Genomic DNA, 26607 nt, shown 5'->3' on the forward strand with positions numbered 1-26607 from the left:
TCAGTCCCGGTCAGTCCCGGTCAGTCCCGGTCAGTCCCGGTCGTGGAGGACGAGCACCGGGCAGTGCGCGTGCTCCGAGCAGGCCGAGCTGACCGAGCCGAGCAGCAGCCCCGCGAAGCCACCGTGCCCGCGGCTGCCGACGACGAGGAGCGACGCGCCGCGGCTGGCCTCGATGAGCACCGTCCGGGCCTGGCCGTGGGCGACCACCGGCTCGAGGCCCTCAGGACGGTGGTCGCCGAACACCTCGTCCAGCGTCTCCGTCAGGATCGTGTCTGCGTCGAGGTCGGGGCGCCAGTCCACGTCCACCGGAGCGTTGAACGACGGCGGGTAGTCCCACGCGGTCACGGCCTCGATCCGGCTCCCGTCGGCCGCGGCCAGACGGGCTGCCCAGCGCAGCGCCTGCTTCGAGGACACGGACCCGTCGACCCCGACCACGATCCGCGCCGGTGTCGTGTCGGGTGTCGGGTCAGCCGTGCTGTCGCGCTCGGTCATGGTCGCCGCCTCTCGCTCCCCTCCAGCCTCGCGGGTGGGGGAACGACCGGGCAGGGCCGTTGGTCCCTGTCGGTCGCTTCACGGCATACGAGCACGTATGCCGTGTCGGCTCAGCGGGCGACCTCCCGGTGCGAGCCGTCGAGCCGGCGGGTCCATCCCCGACCGTCGAGGTGCTCGAGCAGCGGGATGACGACGCGTCGGGTGCTGTCCAGCGCCTGGCGGGCGTCGCTGGTGGTGAACGGCTGGGGCAGCGCGGCGAGCTCTCGCATGGCGAGCGCCGGGGCGTTCGGCAGCAGGACGACGTCACCCGGGAGCCTGAGGATGCGGCCGGTGCCCTCGGCGGCTGCGAGCTCGCGCGCACCGAGGCCGGCGGCGTCGAGGTCGTGCTGCTCCGGCGCCGCGAACGGCCTCTGCCGAAGACGTTCCTCGATCCTGCTCAGTGCGGCCTCGGCCCCGGTCGCCAGGGCCGCCGCACGGCCCGGGAGACCCACCCGACCGTCACGCACCTCGAGCCCCGCAGCCAGGGCGAGATCGCCCACCAGGGCGCGGTCCGGCACGCCTGCGGCGGCCCGAGCCGCCTCGAGCGCGAGCACCGGATCGATCGGTGCGGAGTCGGCTCGCGCCCGGACGGCCTGCTGCAGGCGGAGGGCCGCGGCCTGCCAGGCCTCGTCGTCGACGAGCCAGGTGCCGCGACGCGCGACGGTCGCCGTCGGGCGCTCACCGGGCGGCACGACGATCCCGAGCGACGCGGCGTCGGACGGCCTCATCCAGCCGCGGCGACCGACCTCACGGCCGAGGTCGGGTGCACCGGCCAGGCCGCGGACGACCTCGGCCCGCCGGGCGGCCGCGCCGCGCCGGTCGAGCACCGGCGGGTCTGCATCGACCACGACCGCGCCCACGACCCGGCGCGAGCCGGGGTCGCGCAGCAGGATGCGGTCGCCGGCCACGACGGGAAGCGCCGCCGGCAGGGCGAGGCGCACCGCGCCCGGGCCGAGGGGCCGCACCCGGGCCTCGACGGCGAGGGTGCCGACGTGGAGCATGACGTGCGACGGGAGCGGATCCGGCTCGACCGCGGCGATGGCGGCACCGGAGGCACCGGCGGCACCGACGAGCCGTGCGTCGAGGGTCGTCGTGACGTGCCAGGCGCGCGGCGTCAGCAGGACGTCGCCGCGCCCGACCTCGTCGACCCCGACCCCGCGCAGGTTGACCGCGACGCGCGCCACGGCCGACACCTCGTCGCGGGTCCGGCCCAGGCTCTGGAGGCCGCGGACGGTGACCGCCCGCGAGGCGCCGCTCGCGCGTTGGACGAGGAGCTCGTCGCCGACCCGGATCGTCCCGGCGCCGAGGGTGCCGGTGACGACGGTGCCGCTGCCACGCACCGAGAACGACCGGTCGGCCCACAGGCGCAGGCGTCCGGTCCGGTCGGGAACAGGCAGGGAGGCGACGAGGTCGTCGAGGGCCGTGCGGAGGGCGTCGAGGCCGTGACCGGTGCGCGCCGACACCGCGAGCGCGGCACTGCCGGCGAGGCTCGTGCAGCCGACGTGCTCGAGCGCCTCGGCGAGGGCCGGGCCCGGGTCCGCGAGGTCGCTGCGTGTCACGACGACGAGCCCGCGCGAGATGCCGAGCGCGTCGACGGCCGCGAGGTGCTCGGCCGACTGCGGTCGCCATCCCTCGTCGGCCGCCACGACGAGCACGACGGCGGGGGCCGGCCCGAGGCCGGCCAGCATGTTGCCGATGAAGCGCTGGTGGCCCGGGACGTCGACGAAGGCCACGTCGGCGCCCGAGGCCAGGGTGGTCCACGCGTAGCCGAGGTCGATCGTCATGCCGCGCCGGCGCTCCTCGGCCCAGCGGTCGGGCTCGATCCCCGTGAGCGCCCGCACGAGCGTGGACTTGCCGTGGTCGACGTGCCCCGCGGTCGCGATGACGTGCACGGTCAGTCGCCGCTCGGGTGGTCCACGTCGCGGGCCGCGAGGACGGCCCGCTCGACGTCCCGGTCGCGGTCCGGCGGCACGCACCGCAGGTCGAGGAGGCAGCGTCCCCGCTCCACGCGCGCGACGACCCCGGTCTCGGCGCGCCGCAGTCGCTCCGCGTACTCCTCGGGCAGGGCGACGGCCCAGCCGGGAAGAGGCAGGCCCGGGGCCCCGCCTCCGCCGACCCGCCCCTCGACCGGGACGACCTCGCCCGCCACCGCGGCGGCGAGGCGCTCGGTGCGGGCGCGCAGCCGGTCGAGGTCGACGTGGAGGTAGTCGGTGACCGGCGGGACCGGGCCGCGCAGGGTCGCCTCGAGCGCCGCCAGGGTCAGCTTGTCGACGCGCAGCGCACGGGCCAGCGGGTGGCGCCGCAGCCGCTCGACCGTGGCGGCCTCGCCGAGGACGAGACCCGCCTGCGGGCCGCCGAGCAGCTTGTCGCCGCTGGCCGTGACGATGGTCGCGCCGTCGGTGAGCGCCGTCGTCACGTCAGGCTCGTCGGGCAGCATCGGGTCGGGCCGCAGCAGCCCGCTGCCGGTGTCGACGACGAGCGGCGCGCCCAGGGTCGCGAGCTCACGGACGGACGCGGCGCTCGTGAAGCCCTCGACCCGGAAGTTGCTCGGGTGCACCTTGAGGATGCACCCGGTGTCAGGACCGAGGGCGGCGGCGTAGTCGGCGAGCCGTGTGCGGTTGGTCGTCCCCACCTCGCGGAGGCGGGCGCCCGTCGAGGCGATGAGGTCGGGCAGCCGGAAGCCGTCACCGATCTCGACCATCTCGCCGCGGCTCACCAGCACCTCCCGTCCCGCAGCCAGGGAGGTGGTGGCGAGGACGAGCGCGGCAGCACCGTTGTTGACGACGAGCGCGTCGCCGGCAGCGGGCACGGCGGCACGGAGCGCCTCGAGAGTCCCCCGCCCGCGCCGGGCCCGCGCCCCGGTGGCGGTGTCGTACTCGACGTCGACGTAGGCCGCGGCCGCCACGACCGCGTCCACCGCAGCGTCCGAGAGCGGGGCCCGGCCGATGTTCGTGTGCACGACGACACCGGTGGCGTTGAGGAGCGGGCGGAGGGTCGTGCTCCGGGCCGGGAGCGCCGCGTGCGCCGCCGCGACCACGTCGTCCGGCGCGATCTCGCCGCTGCGGGCGCGGTCCTGGGCCGAGCGCACCGCCGCCTTGACCGTCGCCGTGCCGTGCCGGGTCACGGCGGCGACGAGGTCCGGGTGAGCCATCAGCACGTCGGTGCGTGGAACGGCCCGTCGCGGATCTGACTGCGCCACAACGACTTCCTCTCCCGCTAGGACTCTCCCGCAAAGACATGGCGGAGGTGGACGGGAATCGAACCCGCCAGGCCGAGATACTCGGCCTCACCGGTGTTGAAGACCGGGGGGACCACCAGGTGCCCAGACACCTCCACGGCCACCGTACCCATCGCCCGCCCGGCGGGATCGGAGGGTGCGGGGGCGGGCCCCGGACGGCATACGCCCGTCGTGGGTGGGGTATGACTGCAGACGTGGACACGGTGCGACTGACCCAGTACGCGCACGGCGGCGGCTGTGCGTGCAAGATCCCACCCGGCGAGCTCGAGGACATGGTGCGCGGGCTCACCGGGATCGCAGGGGCCGACCTGCTCGTCGGCCTCGACGACGGTGACGACGCGGCCGCCGTCATGGTCGCCGACGGCCTCGCCGTGCTCGCGACGGCCGACTTCTTCACCCCGGTGGTGGACGACGCCTACGACTGGGGTCGCATCGCGGCGGCGAACGCCCTGTCCGACATCTACGCGATGGGCGGACGTCCCGTTCTGGCCGTGAACCTCCTCGGCTGGCCGCGGGACGTCCTGCCGACCGAGCTGGCCGCAGAGGTCCTGCGCGGGGGTCTCGACGTCGCGCGCCTGGCCGGCTGCCCGGTCGCCGGAGGCCACAGCATCGACGACCCCGAGCCGAAGTACGGCATGGCCGTGACCGGCGTCGGAGACCCGAACCGCCTGCTGCGCAACGACGCCGGTGAAGCGGGACTGCCCCTCAGCCTCACCAAGCCGCTCGGTGTCGGGGTGCTCAACAACCGGCACAAGGCGACGGGTGAGGTCTTCCCCGAGGCTGTCGCGTCGATGGTTGCGCTCAACGACGTGGCGAGCCGGGACGCCCTCGCGCACGGCGTCCGGGCGGCGACCGACGTCACCGGCTTCGGACTGCTCGGGCACCTCTACAAGATGGCCCGGGCATCGGGAGTGACCGCTGTCATCGACGCGGCCGCGGTGCCCTACCTCGACGGGGCACGCGCCTCGCTGGCCGCGGGCTACGTGCCCGGGGGCAGCCAGCGCAACCTCGACTGGGTGCACCCGCACCTCGCGGCCGCGGTCGACCACGACGAGCTGCTGCTGCTCGCCGACGCGCAGACCAGCGGTGGCCTGCTCGTCGTCGGCGAGGTCCCCGGCGGCACGGTCATCGGCGAGCTCGTGCCGCGCGGCGACCACGTCATGCAGGTGCGCTGAACGGCGGGCGGGGACGCACGGCACACCTCTGTCGGTGTCGGGGACGGATGACGCACCGTCAGGCCGCGTAGGCGGTGGCCCGAGCACGTGCACGCGTCGCGGACGCGCGAGGCTGCGTCATCCGTCCCGTCTGACGGGGCAGTCAGCGGCGGGCAGCAGGGGTGGTCGTGGAGCCCGACGCTGCCGGGTTCGCCGTCCGGGGAGCGGGCTTCTTCGTCAGCATCGGCAGGGCCATCCCGACGAGCGCGATGATCCCGACCACGGTGAAGCCGAGCGTGTAGGCCTTCTGCTCGCCGATGAGCGAGGAGATGAGCAGCGGACCGACGATGCCGCCGATGCTCCACCCGATGAGCATCAGGCCGTAGATCGCGCCGGCGTTTCGGACCCCGAAGAAGCGCCCGGCTGTCGAGGGCATGGTGCCGAAGGCGCCGCCGTAGCAGGTGTAGACGAGCGCGGCGAGGACGGCGAACAGGATCGGCGACGCCACGTGCGGGATGAGCAGCAGACACACGCCCTGGATGCCGAGGATCCCCATGAACGCCGGCATCTTGCCGATGCGGTCCGAGAGCCAGCCCCAGAGGATGCGGCCGCCGCCGTTGAAGAGGCCGAGCACGCCGACGAGGCTGGCTGCAGCCGCGGCCGAGTAGCCTGCGACGTCGCTCGCACTGCCGGCTGCGACGGAGATGAGCGAGATGCCGGCGGTCACGCTGAGGGTGAGGATCGCGGTCAGGAGGTACCACTGCGGGGTCCGCAGGGCCTCGTCCGCCGTGAAGTCCGCCTCGGGCACCGGGTCCTTCGTGTGTGCCTGTACCCCGTGGCCCGCGACGTCGGCGGTCATGCCGGGGGGCCGGTAGCCCTCCGGCGGGTTGCGGAAGAGGCTCGCGCCGATGACGACCGCGACCAGGTAGCCGATGCCGAGCGGCAGGAAGGCCTTGGTCGGCATCGACGGGTCACCGGCGATGAGCCGCTGCCCCAGCGGCGCCGTGATGACGGCGCCGAAGCCGAAGCCCGCCACGGCGATGCCCGTGATGAGACCCGGCTTGTCGGGGAACCACTTCTGCAGCATGGCGATCGGGACGATGTAGGCCATGCCCAGGCCGAAGCCGCCGAGCACGCCGTAGCCGAGCAGCAGGACCCAGAAACGGTCCTTGTCGGCGAAGGAGGCGAGCATGACGCCGATGCTGTAGACGATGCCGCCGGTCAGCGCCACGACCTTCGGTCCGCGTCGGTCCTGGATGCGACCTCCGATGTAGCTGCCGACGAAGATCATGCCGATCGCGACCTCGAAGGGCACTGCCGCCTGCGCCTTGGACCACCCGAACGCATCGGGACTCTGCATCGCCTTGGCGAAGACGCTCCACGCGTAGACGGCGCCGATGGCGAGCTGCACGAGGACTCCGGCCACGAGGATGAGCCATCGGTTGCCGCCCGGTGAGGCGGTGCTGTCGTTCCGGACCGCGTTCGTGCTCATGAGGCTCCCCTTCTCATCCTGGTGGTCAGGCGCGTCAGCGCGCCGTCGTGATCGAGTCGTCGACGACGCCGGCGGCACGACGCTTCTCGAGCCGCTCACGCTGCGGCTCGACGGTGTACTTCGGGTCGATCGCCGAGACCATGCCGGCCTCGAAGACGCCGAAGCGGGTGCACACGGAGGCCGCCATCAGGGCAGCCCCGCTCAGCGCCGCAGTGACCCGGTTGCCGCCGAGGGCGACGGCGCCGACGGCACCGCCGATCGTCAGTGCCCGGCTGGCCTTGAGCAGTCGTCCGGCCTTGCCGGTGCGCAGCGGCTCCGACAGGGTCGGCCCCAGCTGGTCCTGCATGCGCTCGAAGGCGACGAGCTCGGCGAGCGCGCTGACGGCCGCGAGCTTGCGCGCCGGGCCGTTCTCGCGCGTGGGGACGGTGACGAGGGCGAGACCGGAGGCCGCGAGGTTGGCGGAGCTGACGAAGACGAAGGGCAGCTCGCGGTAGGACTCGTGCCAGGTCGGGGTGGCCGTGTCGGCGAGCAGGACCGCCGTGTAGGCGGCCAGCGGTGGCGCGAAGAACGCGGACCCCACGGTGGCCGGTCCGTCCGCGAGCTTCAGGGCCTTGGTCAGCAGGGAGACAGCACCGCCGGATCTGCCTGTGCGCGAACGCCGCTCGAGCATCGGGCGACCGACCTCTGAAGCGAGGGCCGCGCCGGCGAAGGTCCCGAACGCGGTCAGGATCCACGAGCCGACCGACATCGGCGAGGTGAGCTTGACGGTTCGCATCATGTTGAGCGCCCGGCTCGGCTTGCCGAGGTCCATGGCCAGCGCCGCACCGCCGAGGGCGGCTCCCGCGACGGCTCCGACCCGTCCGGCGCGGCGCAACGCGGGATATCCGCGGGCTGCCCCGCCCGCGCCGAGCAGGGCGGAGCCCGCGGCGACGCCGCCGAGGAAGAGGTATGCCGCAACCTCCTTCCCCCAGGGCGCCGGCTTGACGATGTGGCGCCCGTAGTAGCTGTCGAAGCTGACGTCCGGGACCATGAGCGACTCGTCGCGGCCTCGTCGGGCGGTGTCGGGCGAGGAGTCGTCGCGGCGACGCTTCCGGCGCTCCGGCGGCCGGTCTGCGTCGAACGGGTTGGTCGTCACTTCCGCCTCCCGACGACGGCGACCGCCGCCATCGCGAGCATCGTCAGCCCCGCGTAGCCGGCCTTGCGGAACATGTCGGGCAGGTCCGCCGTGGTGACCCTCGGGTCCGGCGGCAGGCCGTAGACCTCGGGCTCGTCGAGCAGCAGGAAGGTCGAGCCGGTGCCGCCGACGCCGTCGTTCTCGTCGACGCCGTAGAGACGCGCCTCGGTGAAGCCCTGCTCGTGCAGCTGGGCGACGCGGGCCCGGGCCGTGGCCCGCATCTCGTCGAGGTCACCGAACTTGATCGACGTCGTGGGGCAGGCCTGGGCGCACGCGGGGGTCTCCCCCGCACCGAGGCGGTCGTAGCAGAGCGTGCACTTCTGGGCGATGCCGACGTTCTTGACCTCGCCGTTGGACGCGGCGTACGAGGGAGGGTTCTTGTGGGAGCCGTCGCCACCCGCGCCCTTGATGCTGATGCCGTGCGACTGGCCGGTCTCCTCGTGTCCCTCCTTCCCGCTCCGACGCTCGATGACGCCGAACGGGCAGGCTGCGACGCAGTAGCCGCAGCCGTTGCAGACGTCGTCCTGAACGACGACGGTGCCGAACTCGGTGCGGAAGAGGGCACCGGTGGGGCACACGTCCAAGCAGGCCGCGTGGGTGCAGTGCTTGCACACGTCGGAGGCCATCAGCCACCGCATGTCGGGCACCGCGGTGTCGGTCGGACCGGGGCCGGCCGCCGCGCCGGGGCGCAGCTCGCCCGGAGCCGCGAGCGTCGCCGTCGCCGTGCCCCCGCCACCGGCGAGGACCGCCTCGTCACTCGAGCGCACCGACGGCATACCGAGGGAGACCAGCTTGCGTCCCGACTCGCGGGCCTGCTCGATGCGGTCGCTCGTCTGCTCGACGAAGGCGACGTGTCGCCACGTGCTCGCACCGAGCGCGCCGGTGTTGTCGTAGGACTGGTTCAGCAGGTCGAGGCCGTCCTCGGGGATGCCGTTCCACTCCTTGCAGGCCACCTCGCACGCCTTGCACCCGATGCAGATCGAGGTGTCGGTGAAGAACCCCTTGCGTGGCTCGTGCCGGTCCCACGCAGCGTCGGCCGCCGGGTCGGTGGGGCCGGAGAGCTGGTTGCGCCAGAAGCCCATCGGTCAGCCTTCTCTCGTGTCGGGCGTGGATTCGGGGTGTCCGGTGCGCAGCTCGTTGCTCGTCATGACGGTGCTGCCCGCGCGCGACTGGTACTCCGCGACGAGTCGCAGCAGCTCCTCGCCGGCGGGGCGACGGCCGGGCACGATGTCGCACGAGCCGGCCTTGCTCTCCTGGATCTGCACGTTGGGGTCGAGCGCGACACCCAGCAGGTCGTTGGCGGCGTCGCCGCTCACGACCGCATCGCGGCCGACGCCCCAGTGGTAGGGCAGCCCGACCTGGTGGATGGTCCGGCCCGTGATGGTCAGCGGCGTCATCCGTTCGGTGACCATGACGCGGGCCTCGATGGCGGCGCGGGCCGAGACGATGGTGGCCCACCCGCCGTTCTCGAGACCACGCTCGGCCGCCAGCTCCGGCGAGACCTCGCAGAAGAACTCGGGCTGGAGCTCCGACAGGTAGGGCAGCCACCGACTCATGCCGCCGGCCGTGTGGTGCTCGGTCAGACGGTAGGTCGTGAAGACGTACGGGTAGACGTCGGCACCCGGCGAGTCACCCGACGGGCTCCACAGGTTGTCCTTGCGCGGGAACACCTTGCGGGCCGGGTTCGACTGCTGGGCGTAGAGCGGGTTCTGGACCGGGGACTCCTGCGGCTCGTAGTGGGTCGGCAGCGGCCCGTCGAGCATGCCCTTGGGCGCGAAGAGCCAGCCCTTGCCGTCGGCCTGCATGACGAACGGGTCGTCGCCGGCAAGCCCTGCCGGGCCGCCCGTCCCCGGCTCGGGTCGGAAGGAGGGCGCCTTGTCGGGCACGAAGTCGGGCACGTCGTGACCCGTCCACCTGCCCTGCTCCTCGTCCCACCAGATGTACTTCTTGCGCTGGCTCCAGGGCTTGCCCTCGGGGTCCGCTGAGGCGCGGTTGTAGAGGATGCGGCGGTTGGCCGGCCACGCCCAGCCCCAGTCGAGGGCGGTGAGGTCCTGCTCCCGACCGGGCCTGCGGTCGGCGGCATGGTTGACGCCGTCGGCGTAGACACCCGTGTAGATCCAGCACCCACCGTCGGTGGAGCCGTCGGCCTTCATCTCCGTGTAGGCCGACAGAGGCCGGCCCGCCTTGTCGCCCGACAGGTGGCGTCCGTTGATCTCGGCGAGAACCGCCTCGGCGTCCGGGTCGCCGTGCTCGTCGGTGGGGTAGTCCCACGTCAGGTCGAGCAACGGACGATCACGGTCGTCGGTCGAGTCCGCGAGCAGCTCGCGCACCCGCCGGCCGAGCTCGTAGAAGAACTGCAGCTCGCTCTGGCAGTCGCCCTCGGGCTGGACTGCCTGGTGGTGCCACTGCAGCATCCGCTGGGTCTGGGTGAACGATCCGCTCTTCTCGGTGTGCGCCGCCGCCGGGAGGAAGAAGACCTCGGTCTCGATGTCCTCGGTGGCGAGCTCGCCGGAAGCGATCTCGGGGCCGTCCTTCCAGAAGGTGGCGGACTCGATCATGTTGAAGTCGCGCACGACGAGCCACTTGAGGTGCGACATGGCCTGCCGCTGCATGCGGCCGTGCGCGGAGCCGACCGCAGGGTTCTGGCCGAGCAGGAAGTAGCCCTCGACCTGGCCGTCCAGCATCGCCATGGTCGTCTGGTAGGTGCCGTGTGCACCGGTCAGCCTCGGCAGGTAGTCGAAGCACCAGTCGTTCTCGGCCGTGGCGGCCTTGCCCCACCACGACTTGAGCAGGCTGACGGCATACGTGTCGGCGTTGGCCCAGAAGCCCTTCTGCTCCTTGTTGCCGATCGCGCCGAGGTAGTCGTCCCACGTGTCGTGCAGCCCCGCGACGGGCATCGCGAGGTAGCCGGGGAGGATGTTGTAGAGCGTCGGGATGTCGGTCGAGCCCTGGATGCTGGCGTGCCCGCGAAGGGCCATGATGCCGCCGCCCGGCCGGCCCATGTTGCCGAGCAGCAGCTGCACGATCGCAGCGGTGCGGATGAACTGAGCGCCGAGCGTGTGCTGGGTCCAGCCGACGGCATAGACGAATGCCGTGGTGCGTTCGCGTCCGCTGTTCTCGGTGACCGAACGGGCGAGGTAGTCGAAGTCGTCGACGCTGATGCCGCACGTGTCGGCCACCATCTCCGGGGTGTAGCGGGCGTAGTGCTTCTTGAGGATCTGGAAGACGGTGTTGGGGTCCTGGAGCGTCTCGTCACGCAGGACCCTGGCGTGCTCGAGGGCGGGACCACCGGACCCGTGCTCGTCGCCCGCGGCACGGTCCGACTTGGTCTCACCGTGCTCGTGCCCGGCCGCAGGGCCCCCGATGGTGCCCGGCGTCTCGTCGTCCTCACCGTCGCTGCTGGCGTAGGCCCAGGTCTCCTGGGAGTAGCTGCCCTTCGCGTCGTCGTAGCCGGAGAAGAGCCCGTCGAGGTCCTCCGTGTCCCGGTACTTCTCGCTCACGAGCGTCGCGGCGTTGGTGTACGCGACGACGTACTCCTTGAAGTACAGCTCGTTGTCGAGGATGTACTTGATGAGGGCGCCGAGCAGCACGACGTCGCTGCCGGCCCGGATCGGGATGTGCTTGTCGGCCGTGGCCGACGTGCGCGTGAACCGTGGGTCGACGTGGATGACCCGTGCGCCCTTGAGCCGCGCCTCGGTCACCCACTGGTACGCGACCGGATGGCACTCGGCCATGTTCGATCCCTGGATGACGATGCAGTCGGCGTTGGACAGGTCCTGCACGTACTGCGTGGCGCCGCCGCGCCCGAACGAGGACCCCAGACTGGGGACCGTGGAGGAGTGTCAAATACGGGCTTGGTTCTCGATCTGGATGGCGCCCGCGGCGGTGAAGAGTTTCTTGATGAGGTAGTTCTCCTCGTTGTCGAGCGTCGCTCCGCCCAGCGAGGCGATCCCCATGGTGCGCCGCAGTGGGCGCCCGTGCTCGTCGTGGTCCTGCCACGTGCGGCGCCGCGACTCGACGAACCGCTGCGCGACCATCTCGACGGCCGTCGACAGCTCGATCGGCTCCCAGTCCGTGCCGCCGGGACGGCGGTAGAGCGCCTTGCGCTGACGGCCGGGGTTGTTGACGAGCTGCTCGCTCGCGGATCCCTTGGGGCACAGGCGCCCACGCGACACCGGCGAGTCAGGGTCGCCCTCGATCTGGACGACGCGGCCGTCCTTGACGAAGACCCGCTGACCGCAGCCGACCGCGCAGTAGGGGCAGACGCTCTGGACGACCTTGTCCGCGGTGGCCGTGCGGGGCGCGAGCTCACGCGTGTGGGCGGAGGTGACCGACGGCCCTCGGCCGAGGAAGTCGCCGGAGCGCACCTGACGGACGACCGGCCAGGACAACAACGTCTTCTTGGGATCCACCGCTGCACCTCTCTGGACTGGGCGACCGCACCATGACAGCACGAGAGTCTGGGAGGCGCCACAGAAGCATTACCCACTTGGGCGACGTCGCACACGGCGGCCGGTGGAGCGCTGACTACACTCGACCCAGCGATGACGAGCGAGCCCGAACCGACCCCCACCGGACGCGTGCGGTCCGTGGCCCGGGGTCTGCTGACCCTGGGCCCCCACCGGGGCGCGCACCGCGTCGCCCTCCGCGCGGGCGTCTCCGTGCTCGTCCCCCTCCTGGCGCTCGTCCTGCTCGGTCGCGTGGAGTGGACGGCGTATGCCGCGTTCGGCGCCTTCACGTCGCTCTACGGGCGCAACCACGCCCGCGCCGAGCGAGCCGGGATGCAGGTCGTGGCCAGCGGGTTCCTCACGCTGGCAGTGACGCTCGGCGTCCTCGTGTCCCTCGCGCCCGACTCGCGCTGGCTCGTGGTGCCCGTCGGCGCGCTGCTCGCCGCCGGCGGTTCGCTCACGTCCGACGCCTACGGCTGGCACCCGCCCGGGCCGCTGTTCCTCGTCTTCGGCTTCGCGGTCTGCGCCATGGTGCCGTCCACCCCCGTCACGGTGGCCGTGGCAGCGGGGATCGCCGCCGGCAGCGCCGTCTTCTCGATGCTCGTCGCCCAGGTCGGGGTGCTGCGAGAGCCTTCGTCGTGGGCGCCTCCGGTGCTCCCGGCGCCGCGCTTCCGGGACGCCCTGGCGCCGCAGGGCGCTGTCGCGCACCTCGTCCGTCACGTCGTGGCGCTCTCGGTCGCGGGCGCCGTGGCGACCGCCCTCGACTGGCAGCACCCGTACTGGGCCATGGTCGCGGCCGTGGTCGTCCTCTCGGGCCCGGACCTGCTGTCCCGTCTGACCCGCGGCGTCCAGCGGGTCGTGGGCACGCTGCTCGGGCTGGGCGTGGCGGCGGTGGTCCTCGCGTGGCACCCGCAGGACGTGACAGCGGTCCTCGCCATCGTCGTGCTCCAGGTCCTCACCGAGCTCTTCGTGGGTCGCAACTATGCGGTCGCGCTGCTCTTCATCACCCCGCTGGCCCTGCTCATGGGCCAGCTCGCCCACGAGTCCCCGGTCGGCCCGCTGCTGCGCGACCGGCTGCTGGAGACGGTCCTCGGCGCGGTGGTCGGCGCCGTCGTGCTGCTCGTCGTCCCGGATCGGCTGCGCGGCCGGTCCGACGCCTAGCGCCGCGAGCAGGTCGTGCTCGATGTCGCGGGCCGCCAGGGCGAGGGCCGTGACGACGGTTGGGAGCATCACCCCGCCGGACGGCATACTCACGTGGTGACGAAGAACCTCAGTGAGCGCATCCCGCGGGATCCCGATCCCGACGGCCTCTACGAGGTCTTCACCGAGTGGACGACCGAGCGGGGGCTCACGCTCTACCCGCACCAGGAGGAGGCGTTCCTCGAGATCCTGAGCGGGAGCAACCTCATCCTGTCGACACCGACGGGGTCGGGGAAGTCGCTCGTTGCGACGGCGGCCCACCTCACGGCCCTCGCAGAGGACCGCGTCAGCTTCTACACGGCACCCATCAAGGCCCTCGTCTCCGAGAAGTTCTTCGCCCTGTGCGAGCAGTTCGGCGCCGACAACGTCGGCATGATCACCGGTGACGCGTCGGTCAACGCGGACGCCCCGATCATCTGCTGCACCGCCGAGATCCTCGCGAACCTCGCGTTGCGCGAGGGGAGCTCGGCCGACATCGGTCTCGTCGTCATGGACGAGTTCCACTTCTACTCCGAGCCCGACCGCGGCTGGGCGTGGCAGGTGCCGATCCTCGAGTTGCCCCAGGCCCAGTTCGTCCTCATGTCGGCCACGCTGGGCGACGTCACCATGTTCAAGGACGACCTGACCCGGCGCACCGGCCGCTCCACCGCCGTCATCACCGGCACCGAGCGCCCCGTCCCCCTCGAGTTCTCGTATGCCGTGACGCCGCTCCACGAGACCATCGAGGAGCTGCTCGACAAGGACCGCGCGCCGGTCTACGTCGTGCACTTCACCCAGGCGGCCGCCCTGGAGCGCGCCCAGAGCCTCATGGCCGTCAAGATCACGACCCGCGAGGAGCGTGAGGCGATCGCGGCCCGCATCGGCGGCTTCCGCTTCGGGGCCGGCTTCGGCCGCACCCTGTCGCGGCTCGTGCGCCACGGCATCGGCGTGCACCACGCCGGGATGCTGCCGAAGTACCGCCGCCTCGTCGAGCAGCTCGCCCAGGACGGTCTGCTCAAGGTCATCTGCGGCACCGACACGCTCGGGGTCGGCATCAACGTGCCGATCCGCACGGTCCTGCTCACGGGGCTCACGAAGTTCGACGGCACGAAGCAGCGAACGCTCAAGGCGCGCGAGTTCCACCAGATCGTCGGTCGGGCCGGCCGTGCGGGCTTCGACACCCGGGGCTGGGTCGTCGCCCAGGCGCCGGAGCACGTCGTCGACAACCTGCGTGCCGTCGAGAAGGCCGGCGACGACCCCAAGAAGCAGAAGAAGATCCAGCGCAAGAAGGCACCCGAGGGCTTCGTCAGCTGGTCCGAGGAGACGTTCGAGCGGCTCATCGTCGCCGAGCCCGAGCCGCTGCAGCCCCGGATGCGCGTCTCACACTCGATGCTCGTCAACCTCCTGGCGCGAGAGGGAAACCCGGTCGCGCACGCCCTGCGCCTGCTCTCGGACAACCATCACGAGCCCAAGGACCAGCGGCGCCTCCAGCGACATGCCCTCGTGCTCGCCAAGGAGCTCATCACCTCGGGTGTGGTCGAGCGCCTGGCGACGGCCGAGGAGTCGGGGCGCCGCCATGCCCTGACGATCGACCTCCAGCGAGACTTCGCCCTCAACCAGCCGCTGGCACCTTTCGCGCTCGCCGTCATGGACACCCTCGACCCCGAGTCCGACTCCTACGCAAAGGATCTCGTCTCGGTGATCGAGGCGATCCTCGAGGACCCCCGCCAGGTGCTGTGGGCCCAGGAGTTCAAGGCCCGGGGCGAGGCCGTCGCCGCCATGAAGCTCGACGGCATCGAGTACGAGGAGCGGATGGAGCGGCTCGAGGAGGTCACCTGGCCCAAGCCGCTCGCCGACCTGCTCGAGGTGACGCTCGCCGCCTACCGGCAGACGCACCCGTGGATCTCGCAGGACGCGCTGTCGCCCAAGTCGGTCGTGCGCGAGATGTACGAGCGGGGCATGACCTTCAACGAGTTCGTCTCCTACTACGGCCTGTCCAGGTCGGAGGGGCTCGTCCTGCGCTACCTGACCGACGCCTACCGCGCGCTGCGCCGCACCGTCCCCGAGAGCCACCGCACGGAGGAGCTCGAGGACATCATCGAGTGGCTGGGCGAGCTGGTGCGCCAGACCGACTCGAGCCTGCTCGACGAGTGGGAGGACCTCGTCAACCCGAGCGACGCCGTGCTCGCCCAGACCGACGTCGCACCCCCGGCCCGGCCGATCACGGCCAACGAGCGGGCCTTCACCGTCATGATCCGCAACGCGATGTTCCACCGCGTCGAGCTCGCCTCGCGCGACGAGTGGGAGGCCCTGGGCGAGCTCGAGGCCCGCATCGCCGAGCTCACCGACCCACCGCAGAAGGTCGTGATGGACGCCCAGGCGTGGAACGACGCGCTCGGCGCCTACTACGACGACCACGACGCCATCGCGACCGACCAGGGCGCGCGCTCGCCCGCGCTCCTCCAGGTCGAGCGCACGCCGACGGAGTGGCGCCTGCGTCAGGTCGTCGTCGACCCCGACGACGACAAGGACTGGGGCATCACGGCCGTCGTCGACCTCGCCGCCAGCGACGACGTCGGCGCCGCCGTGCTCACCGTCACCGGCTTCGAGCGCCTCGGCGGCTGACCGCCGGTCAGGCGCCGGACTCGGCGAGCTTCTTCAGCTCGGTCATCGCGCCCTCGGTCTGGGCGGGCAGCTGCCGGTTGATCATGGGCGTGAGGACCTTGCCGAAGCCCTTGGTGTCGATGGTGATCGTGTGGGTGAGCCGGGTCTGCTCGGGGCTCGGGCCCGGCTCGACGTCGAAGTCGACCGTGACGTCCATCATCTTGTCGGTGAACCAGTTCGTCAGCTTGCGGTCCTGCTCGCGCGCGACCACCTTGCCGTCCATGACGCCGGTGCGGCCGCCGTCCTTGTAGTGGTACCTCAGCTGCGTGCCCACCGACGTCGGCCCCCCGGTCAGGTTGTCCAGCCGGGTGCAGCGCCCCAGCCACTCCGGGGCGCGAGTGACGTCGTCGAGGATCGCGAACACCGCGGCCGGAGGGGCATCCACGATCTCGGTTCGGGCGTGGTGCGGCATGCGAGTCACCTCTCGGGGCGGGCGTCCGGGTCGACGCCGACCGCCCCATCCTCGCATCGCCGATAGGTTGGGCGGTGTGGATCTGCGCGAGCACCTGACCGACCACGACGGCGTGCTGGTGGAGCCGTCCGACGGGGGCAACGGCACCGGCGTGCTCGTGCTCTCCGGCTCCAGCGGCCGCGTCGAGCGCGACCGCGCGCGCCTGCTCGCCTCGGCCGGGGTCTCGGCCGCCCTGACCTACCGCTGGTTCGGTGGCGAGGGCCGGCCTGCCGGCATCTGGGAGCACCCTCTCGAGGCCTTCACACCCGCCGTCGCGTCCCTGGCCGAGCACTGCGACCGGGTGGTGCTCCTCGGCACCTCGAAGTCGGCCGAGGCCTTCCTGCTGTATGCCCCCGGCGACCCCTTCGTCGACGCCGTCGTCGCGATCGCACCGAGCCACGTCGCCTGGGCCAACGTCGGTCCCGGCCCCGACGGCGGGCTGCGACCGCAGCACTCGTCGTGGTCGCGGGGCGGCGAGCCCCTCCCCTTCGTGCCGTACGACGACGAGGCCGAGCCGGTCGGCGACCCGCCTGCCTTCACGCCCGTCTACGCCCAGAGCCTGCGCACGCACGCCGACCGGGTCGCAGCCGCGACGATCCCGGTCGAGCGCTTCTTCGGTGACGTGCTGCTCGTCGCGGGCGGCGACGACCAGGTGTGGCCTTCGCTCACCTCCGCCCGCGCCGTGCAGGCCCGACGGCGTGCTCTCGACCTGCCGACGACCCTCGTCACCCATCCTGGGGCCGGCCACCGCGTCCTCCTGCCCGGTGAGGCCGTCGCGTCCGGCGGCCAGCGCATGGCCCGCGGCGGGACCGAGGCAGCGGACCGGGCGCTCGGCGAGCAGGCCTGGCCCGAGATCCGCCGGGTCCTCGACCTCGCCTGAGAGGTCGAGGACGTGGACCGCGCCGATCTGAGGTAGCCGGCGACGCGGCATACGTCGTCCTCCCGATGTGGGAGGGCCCACCTCAGACCGACGCTGGAGAGGTCCGCACCACAGCGACCTCGAAGGATCCGGTCATGCTCTCTCCCACCATCGTCAGCGCCCTCGTCGCCATGCGCGAGGCCGACCTCCGGCACGGGGCGGAGGTCGCGCGTCGCCGCCGCCTCGAGCCGGCGCCCGAGGCGCCGGTGCCACCCACTCCTCGCCGGCGCACCCGCACCGCCCGCCGCCGCCGGCACCTGCGCCTCGTGTGAGGGCCGGCGATGGTGGTGGTGCCTGACCCGCCGGTTCAGGCCCCGGTGCGGGTATGTTCCCCAGTGCCCACATCGGGGACCCCTCGACCGACAGGACCAGCTGCATGGACTCCACCGACGTCACCGCCGCCTCACGGCGCGCCGGCGACCATCCCGCCCTCGAGACCGCCGCCCGCGTCGGCTACGCCGTCAACGGCGTGCTCCACATCGTCATCGGCATCATCGCCCTCCAGCTCGCCTTCGGCGCCAAGGGCAAGAGCGCCGACCAGTCGGGCGCCCTCGGCTCGATGGCCGACAACGGCTTCGGGCTCGTCATGCTCTGGGTCGCCGTCGTGGCGTGGCTCGGCCTCGCGCTCTGGCAGGTCACCGAGGCGATCTCCGGCGGGTGGGAGACGAGCGACCGTCTCAAGGCCGCCGCCAAGGCGGTCGTCTACCTCGTCCTGTCGTGGACCGCGTTCAAGTTCGCGAGCGGCACGGGCTCGTCGAGCAAGAGCCAGACCACCGACTTCACGGCCAGCCTGATGAAGCAGCCTGCCGGCCAGTGGCTGGTCGCCCTCGTCGGGCTCGCCGTCATCGGGGTCGGCGTCTACCACGTCGTCAAGGGGTGGAGGAAGAAGTTCCTCCAGGACCTCGAGACGCACCCCAGCGAGTGGATCGTCAAGGCGGGGCGCGTCGGCTACATCGCCAAGGGGATCGCCCTCGCCATCGTCGGTGGCCTCTTCGTCCTGGCCGCGGTGCGACACAAGCCGAGCGAGGCCCGCGGGCTCGACGGCGCCCTGCGCAACCTGCTCGGCGCCCCGGGCGGCCCCTTCCTGCTCGGACTCGTCGCCCTCGGTCTCATCGCCTTCGGCGTCTACTGCTTCGGTCGGGCGCGTCACGCCGACGTCTGACGCCTGCTCGACACGAACGGCCGGGAACCGCGAGGGTTCCCGGCCGTTCTGCGTCCCGCGGGGAGACGGAGCGCTTGGTGTCAGCGCGACACGGCCTCGCGAGCCGTACTGCTGACGCGGCCGCTGGTGGTCTTGCGACGCAGGTAGTTCCAGGCCAGCAGGGCGCACACGATGCCGTTGACCATGCCGACGAGGATGTCGACGAGGTGGTGCATGCCGCGGTACAGGCGCGCGTAGCCGACGAGCAGCGGGATGACGGCGCAGACCACCGTGATGAGCCGCCTCAGCCACACCGTCTGGATGCGCTGCGCCATGAGGGCGAAGGTGAGGTAGAGCGCCGTCGAGGCGCCCATGTGGCCGCTGGGGTAGCTCGACGTCGGGGGCGCCGGGTCGAGGTGCTCGACGGCCGGCCGCTTGCGGTCGGCGATGGTCGTGGCGGCCACGAAGACGCTGGCCTGCGTGGCGATCGCGATGGCGGGGATGACGGCATACCACCACTGCTTGGTGCGCCACCAGATGAGGGCCACGGCCACGAGGCAGACGCCGATGACGATCTCGGTGTTGCCGATGTGCGACCACACCGCGGTGATCGAGTTCCACGTCGACGTGCGGCCTGCGGCGACGGACCGGCTGATGCTCTCCTCGGAGGGGAGGCCGCCGAGCGGGCCCATGATGAGGAAGCCGAGACCGACGATCGCCCCGAACAGGACCACGGCGGGCGCGAGGACCCGCAGTGCGAAGTCACGCAGGGCCGACCCGACCGTTGGTCGCGAGGAGTCGATCTCGTAGCGGTGGACGAAGGTGTGGTTCACGTGCTGCCTTTCGATGACTCGGGCCCGGCGTCCCCCTCCGGCGGAGGGGAGTCGTCCGGACGCTTGGGGTTCCACCCGATGTAGCCGGCGTAGGACGCCGTACCGAGTCCGACGCCGAAGATGATCCCGGCGAGGACGTCTGAGGGGTAGTGCACGCCGAGGAAGACCCGGTCGAGTGCGGTGAGGAGGACGTATGCCGTCAGGCCGGCCATGAGCCAACGGCGGGCCACGGGCGAGAGCACCGGCCAGAGCAGCAGCGTCATGGTCGTCGCGATCGCGGCGGCGCAGGCGACGTGACCCGACGGGAAGCTGTAGCCGGGCGCGTGCGAGACGGGATCGCTGACGACGGGGCGGGCCCGTCGCACGATCGCCTTGAGGTCGAGCTGGAGGTTCCACGACACCATGAGCGTGATGAAGGCCCAGAGGCACCGGGTCGCGAGCTCACGGTGGCGTCGCCACAGGATCAGGCACACGGCCGACGAGACGATGTAGACCCACACCGGCTGGGTGGCCTCCTGCCAGACGAGCAGGGCCGTCTTGAGCCAGGGGTTGTCTCGGGTGATGTCGGTGGCGGCGATGATGAGCCGCTCGTCGAGCTCGATGACGGGGAGGAACTTCTCGCGAACGACGAACGCGAGCACCGTGACGGGGATGGCGAAGGCGAGCCCGAACCCGACGGCCTTGAGCAGGCGTCGACCCCGACCCGCGGGTCGGAGCACACCTCTGCGTCGCTCAGCCAACCCGGACCACCAGGGAGTCGGGGAGGATGCGGATGCCCAGCGAGACGTGCTCGCCGATCGGGTCGCCGTCGATCTCCGCCTCGACGGGGCGACCGGCGGTGACGGTGAACTCGCGGCCGCGGAGGCGGTCGAGGCGGCGGTGGCCGGCGCGGTGGCGGCTGACGAGGTCGGAGATGACGGAGAACCAGCCGAACGCGCCGTTGGGGGCCACGACGACGGCGTCGAGGATGCCGTCGTCGAGCTTCGCCTCGGGCATGAGCTCGAGGCCGCCCTGGAGCGTGCCGCAGTTGCCGACGACGACGGTGCGAGCGTGCCGGCTCACCGATCCGCTCGGCTCGTCGTGCTCCCGCTCGTGGTCGCCGTGCTGACCGGTCACCCCGGAACTGCCCTTGGAGCTGACGTCCACGCGGAAGCCGCGGCTGAAGACCTGACGCAGCCCGCTGAAGATGTAGGCGACCCAGCCGACGACGGCCTTGACCTTCTCGTTGGTGCCGGCCATGACCTGGCCGTCCAGACCGAGACCGGCCATGACGAGGAAGACCTCCTCGTCGTCGTCGACCTGGGAGCCGCCGTCGTGCGTGCCATGGCTCTCGTGCGGCCGGATCGGCTTGTCGGAAACGCGCATCAGACCCACGTCGATGCGGCGCTCGGTGCCGCCGAGCATCGCCTCGACGGCGTTCTCCAGGGAGTCGATGGGCAGGCCGAGGTTGCGGGCGAGCAGGTTGCCCGTGCCTCCCGGGAGCAGGCCGAGCGCGACGTCGGTGCCCACGAGGGCCGAGGCCACCGCACGCACCGTGCCGTCGCCCCCGAGCGAGGCGACGACGTCGGCGCCGGAGCGCACCGCCTCGCGGCCCTGCTTCTCGCCGGTCTCGTCCTCGGTCGTCTCGATCCACGACGGGTCCTCCCAGCCGTGCTGCGCTGCAGCCTTGGCGACCAGCTCCTTGGCGGAGTCGAGGTCGTCCACCTTCACCGGGTTGTAGACGACGGTGAGGCTGCGACGAGCGCTGGGGGTGTCGGGCATGTTGGGGATCCTAGGGCTCAGGGCATGAGGGGAGACGGCCGCAAACATCGGCCAGCACCTCACATACCCCGAGGCCGCACCCAGCCGACCACCAGCGCACCCCCAGCCGGAGCCCAGCCACGGGGCCGCGTGCGGCGGTAGCCTCCGGACGTGTCCACCATTCGCCGGCGCCTCGCCGTCGCGCTGCTCGTCGGCGTCCTCGCCGGTGTCGTCGTCCCCCTGGGCCCGGCAGGCGAGCTGCTCACCCACCTGCTCACCGGGTTCGTGGCCGGTGGGCTGACCTTCGCCGTGCCGCTGCTCGTGCACGTCCTCGGCCACGACGCCCCCGCCACGCGAGCGCGCGTGCAGGGCCGCGACGGCGACGCCGCGTGGTACGACGTGGTCGTCATCGTCGTCGGTCTCGCCAGCCTGGCGGGCGTGGGCGTCCTCCTCGTCGGCGGCCAGTCGAAGGGCGTCGCGCAGGTCATCGACGCCCTCGTCGGGGTGGGCGCGGTCGCGGTGGGCTGGCTGTGCGTCCACACCGTCTACGTGCTGCGCTACGCCCGCGTCTACTACGCGAGCGCGCGCCCACCGATCGACTTCAACCAGGACGAGGACCCGACCTTCTCGGACTTCGCCTACTTCTCCTTCAACCTCGGCATGGCCTACCAGGTCTCGGACACCGACCTCAAGACCTCGGACATCCGGCGCGTGGTCCTCGGGCACACGCTGCTCGCCTACCTCTACGGCACGATCGTCATCGCCGCGACGATCAACCTCGTGGCAGGCATCGGCAACTCGGGCCTGGGCGGCTAGCGGCCGCCGCCGGCTACGTCGCCCCGGCCCACGGGGACAGGGGGCGTCAGCCTTCGCCGCCCTCGTCCGGGTCGTCGTCCGCGTCGTGCCGCTCCGCCTCGAAGCTGTCCACGAGGTCCCAGGCCCGCTCCTCGCGCCCCGCGGTGTCCTCGTCGTCCCGGTCGTTCATCGCCTGTCCGAGAGCCCAGTCCGGAGGGACGTGCCGTCCCGGATCCGACTCAGAGGTCGTGGACATGTCGTCACTCTCCAGGCGATGGCTGGGGCGGGGATCCCGCGCGTCCAGTGTCTCACCGTGCGAACCGTCGGCACAGGTTCTGGACCCGTCCGACCCCGATCCGCCTACGCGGGCAGGGTCAGGCGTAGGGTTCGGAACGAGGTTGACGCACGGTGCGCCGGCAGATCGGAGCCCGTGGTGCCCGCTGTTCCGTCGGCTCCCCCGCCCCCTGACTCGCAGCTCGAGGGACTGAAGTCGGCTGTGCGCGCTGCGCGTCGCGACGTGGACCTCCGGAGGTCCGGAAAGGTCGACCCGGCCCTGCTGGTGACCGCTCGCGGTGTGCTGCTCAACGCGCTGGAGAGCCTTGCCGCCGAGCTGGTCAGACGCAGGCTGCCCATGCCACCGGCGCTTCGTGACGACCTCCGACTCCAGCGGCGGATCCGCGGCGCCCGCCGGATCAGGTAGCCGCCAGCCGCGCCTTCTCGTCCTTGACCCACAGGCCGATCAGGCCGCCGAAGTGCGCCATGAAGCGGTCGCGCTCGTGGGCGGGGTAGGTCGTGACGACCGTCGAGCGCAGCAGGCTGTCGAACGCGTCGGACTGCACCCACTCGAGCACCGCCGCGTCGAGGTGCGGGAGGTAGCGGTCGCACCAGGCCCAGTAGGCGGCGGTGTCGAAGTACTCGTCGGCGATCGCGAGGTACGCGTCCAGCTTCTCCTCGTCGGTGAGGTCCTCACGGTCGGCGATGTCGAAGTAGCGGCGCATCTCGAGGTCCATCGGCCCCTTGCGACCGGTGACGAGACAGAAGGCCGACCAGCGCACGAGTGCCTTGATGGCCCAGGGGAAGTAGTAGTGCAACGAGGTGACCGCGACGTCGGGACACGCGTTGGCGTAGTCGATGGGATAGACGTCGTCGCCCTTGACGAGCATCTCGCAGGAGTTGAACTCCCAGCCGAACATGGCGTTGACGATGCGGCTGATGGCGGCGGTCTGCTTGCCCGCCGACGGCTGCAGGAAGTCGTAGCTCACGGCATACCTGTTGTGCATCGGCTGCTCGGGGCGGAAGTCCATGACCATCGTCTCGGGCCCGATGGACAGGGCTCGCGCGAAGTGGTCGTACTCGACGGTCGACTGGAGGTGCATGAGCATCTCGCCCGACTCGTCGTAGGCCTTGACGAGGTCGGCCTCGTCGTCGATGCGCGAGACGCCACGCCACCCGCCGCCGTCGAAGGGCTTCATGTACATCGGGTAGCCGAGGTCCCTGGCGATCTTCTTGAGGTCGAAGGGCCGGTTGTACTTCGCCGACGTGTAGGCCCAGCGGACGTTGTCGACGGGGTGCTTGTAGGGCACGAGCCAGGTCTCGGGAACCTTGAGCCCGAGGCGCATCAGCGCGACGTAGGCGCTGTGCTTCTCCATCGACTGGAAGGTGAACGGGCTGTTGAGCAGGTAGGTGTCGTTCATCAGCGCGGCCTTCTTGAGCCACTCTCGCGGGTGGTAGTACCAGTAGGCGAGCCGGTCGATGACGAGCTCGGTGCGCACCGGCTGGCGCAGGTCGAACGGCTCGATGGTGAGGCGCTCGCTCGTCAGCTCATGAGTCACTCCGTCGTCCGTGGTGATCGGACCGACGAGCGCGAGCAGGGCCTCGAACGCGGTGGGCCAGTCCTCCTCGGCCCCGAGCAGCAGCCCGATCAGGTGGTTGCGCGTGTGCGTCATGTGCCTCTCCTGGTGGACGATCCGGGTGACCCCGATCCTTGCAGCAGTGTCAACAGGAACGGGTCGAACGCGGCCTCCCAGGAGCGCCAGTCGTGCCGGCCCGGCCTCTCGTGGAACGTGACGTCGTGACCGCTCGCGGCGAGGGTCTGCGCCATCTGGCGGTTGTTGGCCAGGTTGCCCTCGTCGGCGCCGCACGTGAGGACGATCCGGGCGTCGCTGCGCCGCTTGCGCGCCCGGCGCACGCCCGCGACGAAGGCCGTCACGCGGTCCCAGAACTCGAAGTCCTCCTCGTCGTCCACACGCTTGCGGAAGAACGAGCCCGACTGGAGGAAGAGCGCCCCGAACGTCCCCGGGTGGCGCCACTCGGTCTGCAGGGACGCGAGCGCTCCGAGGCTCGCTCCCACGAGCGTCGGCTTGGCGTCGGCGGCGTATGCCGTGTGCACGGTCGGGAGCACGTGCTCGGCGAGCGCCTCGGCCCAGAGGGGGTTGGCGGCATACCGCTCGTTGCGAGGCCCGGGCTCGAGCAGGACGACCCGGGTCGGCGGGACCCGGCCGTCGGCGGTGGCCGTGCGCAGCCGCGAGACGAGGTGCGCCCGGCGCGAGTACTCCGGGCCGTCGTGCGCGACGAGGAGCGGGAGGGGGTCGCTGCGGCGGGTGCCCACGGGAGTGACGACGACGAGGTCGACGTCGCCGACCGGCGTGCCGGTGACGGTGAGCCTCGTTCGCGCCATCCCCTGACCCTATGCGTGACGCCGGACGGCGGCCCGTCCAGCGTGCAATCCGTCGTTGTCATTGATCGAGATCTATTGCAGGACAATGCGATTCGTTGTCCACAGATGCCCGCGAACTCTTGTCGATCGAGTCGAACATGTGTTCTAATTAACCTGTTCGCAGATCCCGAGAGGAGTGGTCCCGTGCCCTACGTCGCATCCACTCGCACGGGTCTGCTCGGGGTCGAGGACGACCGGTTGCGCGCCCAGGTGATGGCGGACGTGCAGGACAGCCTCACGGCGCTCGGTGAGCGGGCGTTGGGCACCATCGAGGCCCTGGAGACGGAGAAGGCGCGGGTCGAGGCCCGGCTGCTGGCGGCCTACGGCGCCCTTCACACGATCGAGTCACAGCAGGTCGAGACGCTGGCGCTGGCAGCCGGGTCCCTGCACGTGTCGGCCGACCGGGTCGTCAGCGAGGAGATCGCCCTGGCCACGGGTCTCGGCGTCGGCGAGGTGGCCCGTCGGCTGTCGCTGGCCACCGCGCCGCGACGGCACCGGATGATCCTCGCCGCCCTCCGGTCCGGCGCGACGACGCTGCACCGCGCCCTTCAGGTCGCGTCCGAGACGGCGGCCCTGTCGGACGCCGACGTGGCGGCCGTCGAGGAGGCCGTGCTCGCACCCTCCCGCGACGGTCGGCGCCTGTCGCAGCGGACGTTCGTGACCCGGCTGCGGCGTGCGATCGCCTCCCTCGACACCCGCGGGTCCGACGAGCGCCGCGCCCGGGCGCGGTCGCGGCGGGGCGTCTTCAGCCGGCTCACCGGCGACGGGATGGGCTGCCTCACCCTCGTCGCCGATGCCGACGCGATCGCTGCGGTCATGGACCGGCTCGACGGGCAGGCCCGCGCGGCCCGGGGAGCGGACGATCCCCGCACCCTCGACCAGCTCCGCTGCGACCTCGCGACCGAGGCACTCCTGCGCAGCCACCTCGAGGCCCGGCAGCAGGCGACCCAGTCCGGCAACGACTCCGGCTCCGGCTGCGACTCTGTCTCCGGCACCCACTCCGGCACCGTGTCCGATCCCGCCTCACCCTCCTCGCCGAGCACGACGCCGGCCGGCCTGGTGTGGCTCATCGTGCCCTTCGAGGTCGCGACGGGCACCTCCGACGCCGCCTGCGAGCTGCCGGGCCACGGCTGGATCACTGCCGCCCAGGCCCGCGAGATCATGACGCGGCCCGGATCGGTCTGGCGCACCCTGCCGGTCGACCTGCGCACCGGCGAAGCCCTGTCACGACCGACGAAGGCCTACCGCCCCACTGCCGCCATGGTCGAGCACGTGCAGGCCGTCGACGGCAGGTGCCGCGGGCCCGGCTGCGAGGTCCTCGCCTCGCGGTGCGACCTCGACCACGAGACACCGTGGCCAAGGGGTGAGACGTCGGTCGGCAACCTCCACCTCAAGCACCGCTGGCACCACAACACGAAGACCGACGGCGTGTGGACCTCCAGGCCCGTCGCCGACGGCGGACTCGAATGGACCACCCTGACCGGCCGCACCTACGTCACCCACCCCAAGGACTGGCGCGAGGGAGTGGGTCCGCCGGACCTCGCAGCGACGCTGGAACCTGCCCCCAACGACGAGGCGCCTCCGCCGTTCTGATCCGTGCTCGGGGGCCGGTCGTAGTCTGGGCTGACCGTATGACTGACTGACTGCTGCTGCGCCCCGAGGAGCCCACGATGGATCCACGACCTCCCCTGCCGCCCTTCACCGAGGAGACCGCGCGCCAGAAGGTGCAGGCGGCCGAGGATGCGTGGAACACCCGCGACCCGGAGCGCGTCGCCGGGGCCTACACGGAGGACACCGAGTGGCGCAACCGCGGCGAGCACGTCGTCGGCCGCGCGGCCGTGGTCGACTTCCTCACCCGCAAGTGGCAGCGCGAGCTCGACTACCGCCTGCGCAAGAACCTGTGGGCCTTCTCCGGCAACCGCATCGCCGTCCGCTTCCAGTACGAGTCGCGCGACGCCGACGGGCAGTGGTGGCGCTCCTACGGCAACGAGCAGTGGGAGTTCGACGACCTCGGCTACATGCGCCGCCGCGAGGCGAGCATCGACGACGTGCCCATCGACGAGTCGGATCTGCGCGTCACCCCCGGCGAGGGCGAGCTCCCCACCTTCTGAGCATCGCCCCCGCAGGGCTGG

General features: G+C 71.8%; 23 protein-coding genes and 1 tRNA gene. 9 read left to right on the forward strand and 15 right to left on the reverse strand.

Annotated features, from left to right (window positions below; all coding sequences use genetic code 11):
• Positions 1 to 30: 30 nt before the first annotated feature.
• The 4 genes from ABD831_RS03395 to ABD831_RS03410 form a co-directional block, all read right to left on the reverse strand.
• On the reverse strand, positions 31 to 492 hold the full coding sequence (locus tag ABD831_RS03395; RefSeq protein ID WP_344941493.1) for a universal stress protein: 462 nt from the start codon (positions 490 to 492) through the stop codon (positions 31 to 33).
• A gap of 110 nt (positions 493 to 602) precedes the next feature.
• On the reverse strand, positions 603 to 2423 hold the full coding sequence (locus tag ABD831_RS03400; RefSeq protein ID WP_344941496.1) for a SelB domain-containing protein: 1821 nt from the start codon (positions 2421 to 2423) through the stop codon (positions 603 to 605).
• Positions 2424 to 2425: 2 nt separating this feature from the next.
• Complete coding sequence (gene selA / locus ABD831_RS03405) at positions 2426 to 3730, reverse strand: L-seryl-tRNA(Sec) selenium transferase (protein WP_344941499.1); 1305 nt, start codon at positions 3728 to 3730, stop codon at positions 2426 to 2428.
• Between the two features lie 39 nt (positions 3731 to 3769).
• Positions 3770 to 3865 (reverse strand) — tRNA-Sec (locus ABD831_RS03410).
• Positions 3866 to 3951: 86 nt separating this feature from the next.
• Here ABD831_RS03410 and selD point away from each other — a divergent pair.
• Positions 3952 to 4944: a selenide, water dikinase SelD gene (selD, locus tag ABD831_RS03415; RefSeq protein WP_344941502.1), complete on the forward strand. Its 993-nt coding sequence runs from the start codon at positions 3952 to 3954 to the stop codon at positions 4942 to 4944.
• A 142-nt stretch (positions 4945 to 5086) separates the two neighbouring features.
• On the opposite strand, the gene ABD831_RS03420 is transcribed toward selD, so the two are convergent.
• The 4 genes from ABD831_RS03420 to fdh are packed head-to-tail and all read right to left on the reverse strand — an operon-like array spanning position 5087 to position 12001.
• Positions 5087 to 6415, reverse strand: a complete 1329-nt coding sequence (locus ABD831_RS03420) for an L-lactate MFS transporter (RefSeq protein WP_344941505.1) — start codon at positions 6413 to 6415, stop codon at positions 5087 to 5089.
• Positions 6416 to 6449: 34 nt separating this feature from the next.
• Positions 6450 to 7550 carry an NrfD/PsrC family molybdoenzyme membrane anchor subunit gene (gene nrfD, locus ABD831_RS03425; protein WP_344941510.1) on the reverse strand — a complete coding sequence of 367 codons (1101 nt, stop codon included), beginning with the start codon at positions 7548 to 7550 and terminating at the stop codon, positions 6450 to 6452.
• Positions 7547 to 8671 carry a 4Fe-4S dicluster domain-containing protein gene (locus tag ABD831_RS03430; protein WP_344941513.1) on the reverse strand — a complete coding sequence of 375 codons (1125 nt, stop codon included), beginning with the start codon at positions 8669 to 8671 and terminating at the stop codon, positions 7547 to 7549. Before ABD831_RS03430 ends, nrfD begins: the two co-directional genes overlap by 4 nt.
• Positions 8672 to 8674: 3 nt before the next feature.
• Positions 8675 to 12001, reverse strand: a complete 3327-nt coding sequence (gene fdh / locus ABD831_RS03435) for a formate dehydrogenase (protein WP_344941516.1) — start codon at positions 11999 to 12001, stop codon at positions 8675 to 8677.
• A gap of 132 nt (positions 12002 to 12133) precedes the next feature.
• On the opposite strand from fdh, the gene ABD831_RS03440 reads away from it, so the two are divergent.
• Together ABD831_RS03440 and ABD831_RS03445 are read left to right on the forward strand one after the other, a co-directional pair.
• Positions 12134 to 13198 carry an FUSC family protein gene (locus tag ABD831_RS03440; RefSeq protein ID WP_344941518.1) on the forward strand — a complete coding sequence of 355 codons (1065 nt, stop codon included), beginning with the start codon at positions 12134 to 12136 and terminating at the stop codon, positions 13196 to 13198.
• Positions 13199 to 13291: 93 nt separating this feature from the next.
• The gene (locus ABD831_RS03445; protein ID WP_344941521.1) at positions 13292 to 15841 is read left to right on the forward strand and encodes a DEAD/DEAH box helicase; all 2550 of its coding nucleotides are present in this window, start codon (positions 13292 to 13294) and stop codon (positions 15839 to 15841) included.
• Positions 15842 to 15848: 7 nt separating this feature from the next.
• Here the strand turns inward: ABD831_RS03445 and ABD831_RS03450 are convergent, their stop codons facing one another.
• Positions 15849 to 16292 (reverse strand): SRPBCC family protein, encoded by a 444-nt coding sequence (locus ABD831_RS03450; RefSeq protein ID WP_344941524.1) that lies wholly within the window; start codon positions 16290 to 16292, stop codon positions 15849 to 15851.
• A 76-nt stretch (positions 16293 to 16368) separates the two neighbouring features.
• Here ABD831_RS03450 and ABD831_RS03455 point away from each other — a divergent pair, with 76 nt between their 5' ends.
• The 3 genes from ABD831_RS03455 (at position 16369) to ABD831_RS03465 (ending at position 18412) form a co-directional block, all read left to right on the forward strand.
• Positions 16369 to 17211 carry an acyl-CoA thioester hydrolase/BAAT C-terminal domain-containing protein gene (locus ABD831_RS03455; RefSeq protein ID WP_344941527.1) on the forward strand — a complete coding sequence of 281 codons (843 nt, stop codon included), beginning with the start codon at positions 16369 to 16371 and terminating at the stop codon, positions 17209 to 17211.
• Positions 17212 to 17345: 134 nt separating this feature from the next.
• Complete coding sequence (locus ABD831_RS03460; RefSeq protein WP_344941530.1) at positions 17346 to 17522, forward strand: hypothetical protein; 177 nt, start codon at positions 17346 to 17348, stop codon at positions 17520 to 17522.
• Positions 17523 to 17626: 104 nt separating this feature from the next.
• Positions 17627 to 18412: a DUF1206 domain-containing protein gene (locus tag ABD831_RS03465; protein WP_344941533.1), complete on the forward strand. Its 786-nt coding sequence runs from the start codon at positions 17627 to 17629 to the stop codon at positions 18410 to 18412.
• Positions 18413 to 18492: 80 nt separating this feature from the next.
• On the opposite strand, the gene ABD831_RS03470 is transcribed toward ABD831_RS03465, so the two are convergent.
• Genes ABD831_RS03470 through ABD831_RS03480 form a run of 3 tightly spaced genes read right to left on the reverse strand, consistent with a single transcriptional unit; the run spans position 18493 to position 20985 of the window.
• Positions 18493 to 19224: a phosphatase PAP2 family protein gene (locus ABD831_RS03470; protein WP_344941536.1), complete on the reverse strand. Its 732-nt coding sequence runs from the start codon at positions 19222 to 19224 to the stop codon at positions 18493 to 18495.
• Positions 19221 to 19943, reverse strand: coding sequence for a phosphatase PAP2 family protein (locus ABD831_RS03475; protein ID WP_344941539.1), 723 nt, complete (start codon positions 19941 to 19943; stop codon positions 19221 to 19223). Before ABD831_RS03475 ends, ABD831_RS03470 begins: the two co-directional genes overlap by 4 nt.
• Before the next feature lie 13 nt (positions 19944 to 19956).
• Positions 19957 to 20985, reverse strand: coding sequence for a diacylglycerol/lipid kinase family protein (locus tag ABD831_RS03480; RefSeq protein ID WP_344941542.1), 1029 nt, complete (start codon positions 20983 to 20985; stop codon positions 19957 to 19959).
• Between the two features lie 150 nt (positions 20986 to 21135).
• On the opposite strand from ABD831_RS03480, the gene ABD831_RS03485 reads away from it, so the two are divergent.
• Positions 21136 to 21780, forward strand: coding sequence for a DUF1345 domain-containing protein (locus tag ABD831_RS03485; protein WP_344941545.1), 645 nt, complete (start codon positions 21136 to 21138; stop codon positions 21778 to 21780).
• A gap of 46 nt (positions 21781 to 21826) precedes the next feature.
• Here ABD831_RS03485 and ABD831_RS03490 read toward each other — a convergent pair whose 3' ends face one another.
• From ABD831_RS03490 to ABD831_RS03500, 3 genes are all read right to left on the reverse strand, one after another.
• Positions 21827 to 22015 (reverse strand): hypothetical protein, encoded by a 189-nt coding sequence (locus ABD831_RS03490; RefSeq protein WP_142176068.1) that lies wholly within the window; start codon positions 22013 to 22015, stop codon positions 21827 to 21829.
• A gap of 436 nt (positions 22016 to 22451) precedes the next feature.
• Positions 22452 to 23705 (reverse strand): ATP-grasp domain-containing protein, encoded by a 1254-nt coding sequence (locus ABD831_RS03495; RefSeq protein ID WP_344941551.1) that lies wholly within the window; start codon positions 23703 to 23705, stop codon positions 22452 to 22454.
• On the reverse strand, positions 23702 to 24436 hold the full coding sequence (locus ABD831_RS03500; RefSeq protein WP_344941555.1) for an alpha/beta hydrolase: 735 nt from the start codon (positions 24434 to 24436) through the stop codon (positions 23702 to 23704). The genes ABD831_RS03495 and ABD831_RS03500 overlap by 4 nt, the downstream gene beginning before the upstream one ends.
• Positions 24437 to 24619: 183 nt before the next feature.
• Here ABD831_RS03500 and ABD831_RS03505 point away from each other — a divergent pair, with 183 nt between their 5' ends.
• Both ABD831_RS03505 and ABD831_RS03510 read left to right on the forward strand, forming a co-directional pair.
• Complete coding sequence (locus tag ABD831_RS03505) at positions 24620 to 26068, forward strand: HNH endonuclease signature motif containing protein (protein ID WP_344941558.1); 1449 nt, start codon at positions 24620 to 24622, stop codon at positions 26066 to 26068.
• Between the two features lie 77 nt (positions 26069 to 26145).
• Positions 26146 to 26586 carry a DUF1348 family protein gene (locus ABD831_RS03510; RefSeq protein ID WP_142176060.1) on the forward strand — a complete coding sequence of 147 codons (441 nt, stop codon included), beginning with the start codon at positions 26146 to 26148 and terminating at the stop codon, positions 26584 to 26586.
• Positions 26587 to 26607: the final 21 nt, after the last annotated feature.

The organism is Terrabacter ginsenosidimutans (genome assembly GCF_039539425.1).
GTDB lineage: Bacteria > Actinomycetota > Actinomycetes > Actinomycetales > Dermatophilaceae > Terrabacter > Terrabacter ginsenosidimutans.

What these genes read in the sequence shown, in the direction of transcription:
- ABD831_RS03490 (WP_142176068.1), bottom strand. Translation starts at nt 22,015, where the DNA reads ATGTCCACGACCTCTGAGTCGGATCCGGGACGGCACGTCCCTCCGGAC.
- ABD831_RS03430 (WP_344941513.1), bottom strand. Translation starts at nt 8,671, where the DNA reads ATGGGCTTCTGGCGCAACCAGCTCTCCGGCCCCACCGACCCGGCGGCC.
- ABD831_RS03450 (WP_344941524.1), bottom strand. Translation starts at nt 16,292, where the DNA reads ATGCCGCACCACGCCCGAACCGAGATCGTGGATGCCCCTCCGGCCGCG.
- ABD831_RS03395 (WP_344941493.1), bottom strand. Translation starts at nt 492, where the DNA reads ATGACCGAGCGCGACAGCACGGCTGACCCGACACCCGACACGACACCG.
- ABD831_RS03500 (WP_344941555.1), bottom strand. Translation starts at nt 24,436, where the DNA reads ATGGCGCGAACGAGGCTCACCGTCACCGGCACGCCGGTCGGCGACGTC.
- ABD831_RS03440 (WP_344941518.1), top strand. Translation starts at nt 12,134, where the DNA reads ATGACGAGCGAGCCCGAACCGACCCCCACCGGACGCGTGCGGTCCGTG.
- ABD831_RS03510 (WP_142176060.1), top strand. Translation starts at nt 26,146, where the DNA reads ATGGATCCACGACCTCCCCTGCCGCCCTTCACCGAGGAGACCGCGCGC.
- selD (WP_344941502.1), top strand. Translation starts at nt 3,952, where the DNA reads ATGACTGCAGACGTGGACACGGTGCGACTGACCCAGTACGCGCACGGC.
- ABD831_RS03465 (WP_344941533.1), top strand. Translation starts at nt 17,627, where the DNA reads ATGGACTCCACCGACGTCACCGCCGCCTCACGGCGCGCCGGCGACCAT.
- ABD831_RS03495 (WP_344941551.1), bottom strand. Translation starts at nt 23,705, where the DNA reads ATGACGCACACGCGCAACCACCTGATCGGGCTGCTGCTCGGGGCCGAG.
- ABD831_RS03460 (WP_344941530.1), top strand. Translation starts at nt 17,346, where the DNA reads ATGCTCTCTCCCACCATCGTCAGCGCCCTCGTCGCCATGCGCGAGGCC.
- ABD831_RS03420 (WP_344941505.1), bottom strand. Translation starts at nt 6,415, where the DNA reads ATGAGCACGAACGCGGTCCGGAACGACAGCACCGCCTCACCGGGCGGC.
- ABD831_RS03480 (WP_344941542.1), bottom strand. Translation starts at nt 20,985, where the DNA reads ATGCCCGACACCCCCAGCGCTCGTCGCAGCCTCACCGTCGTCTACAAC.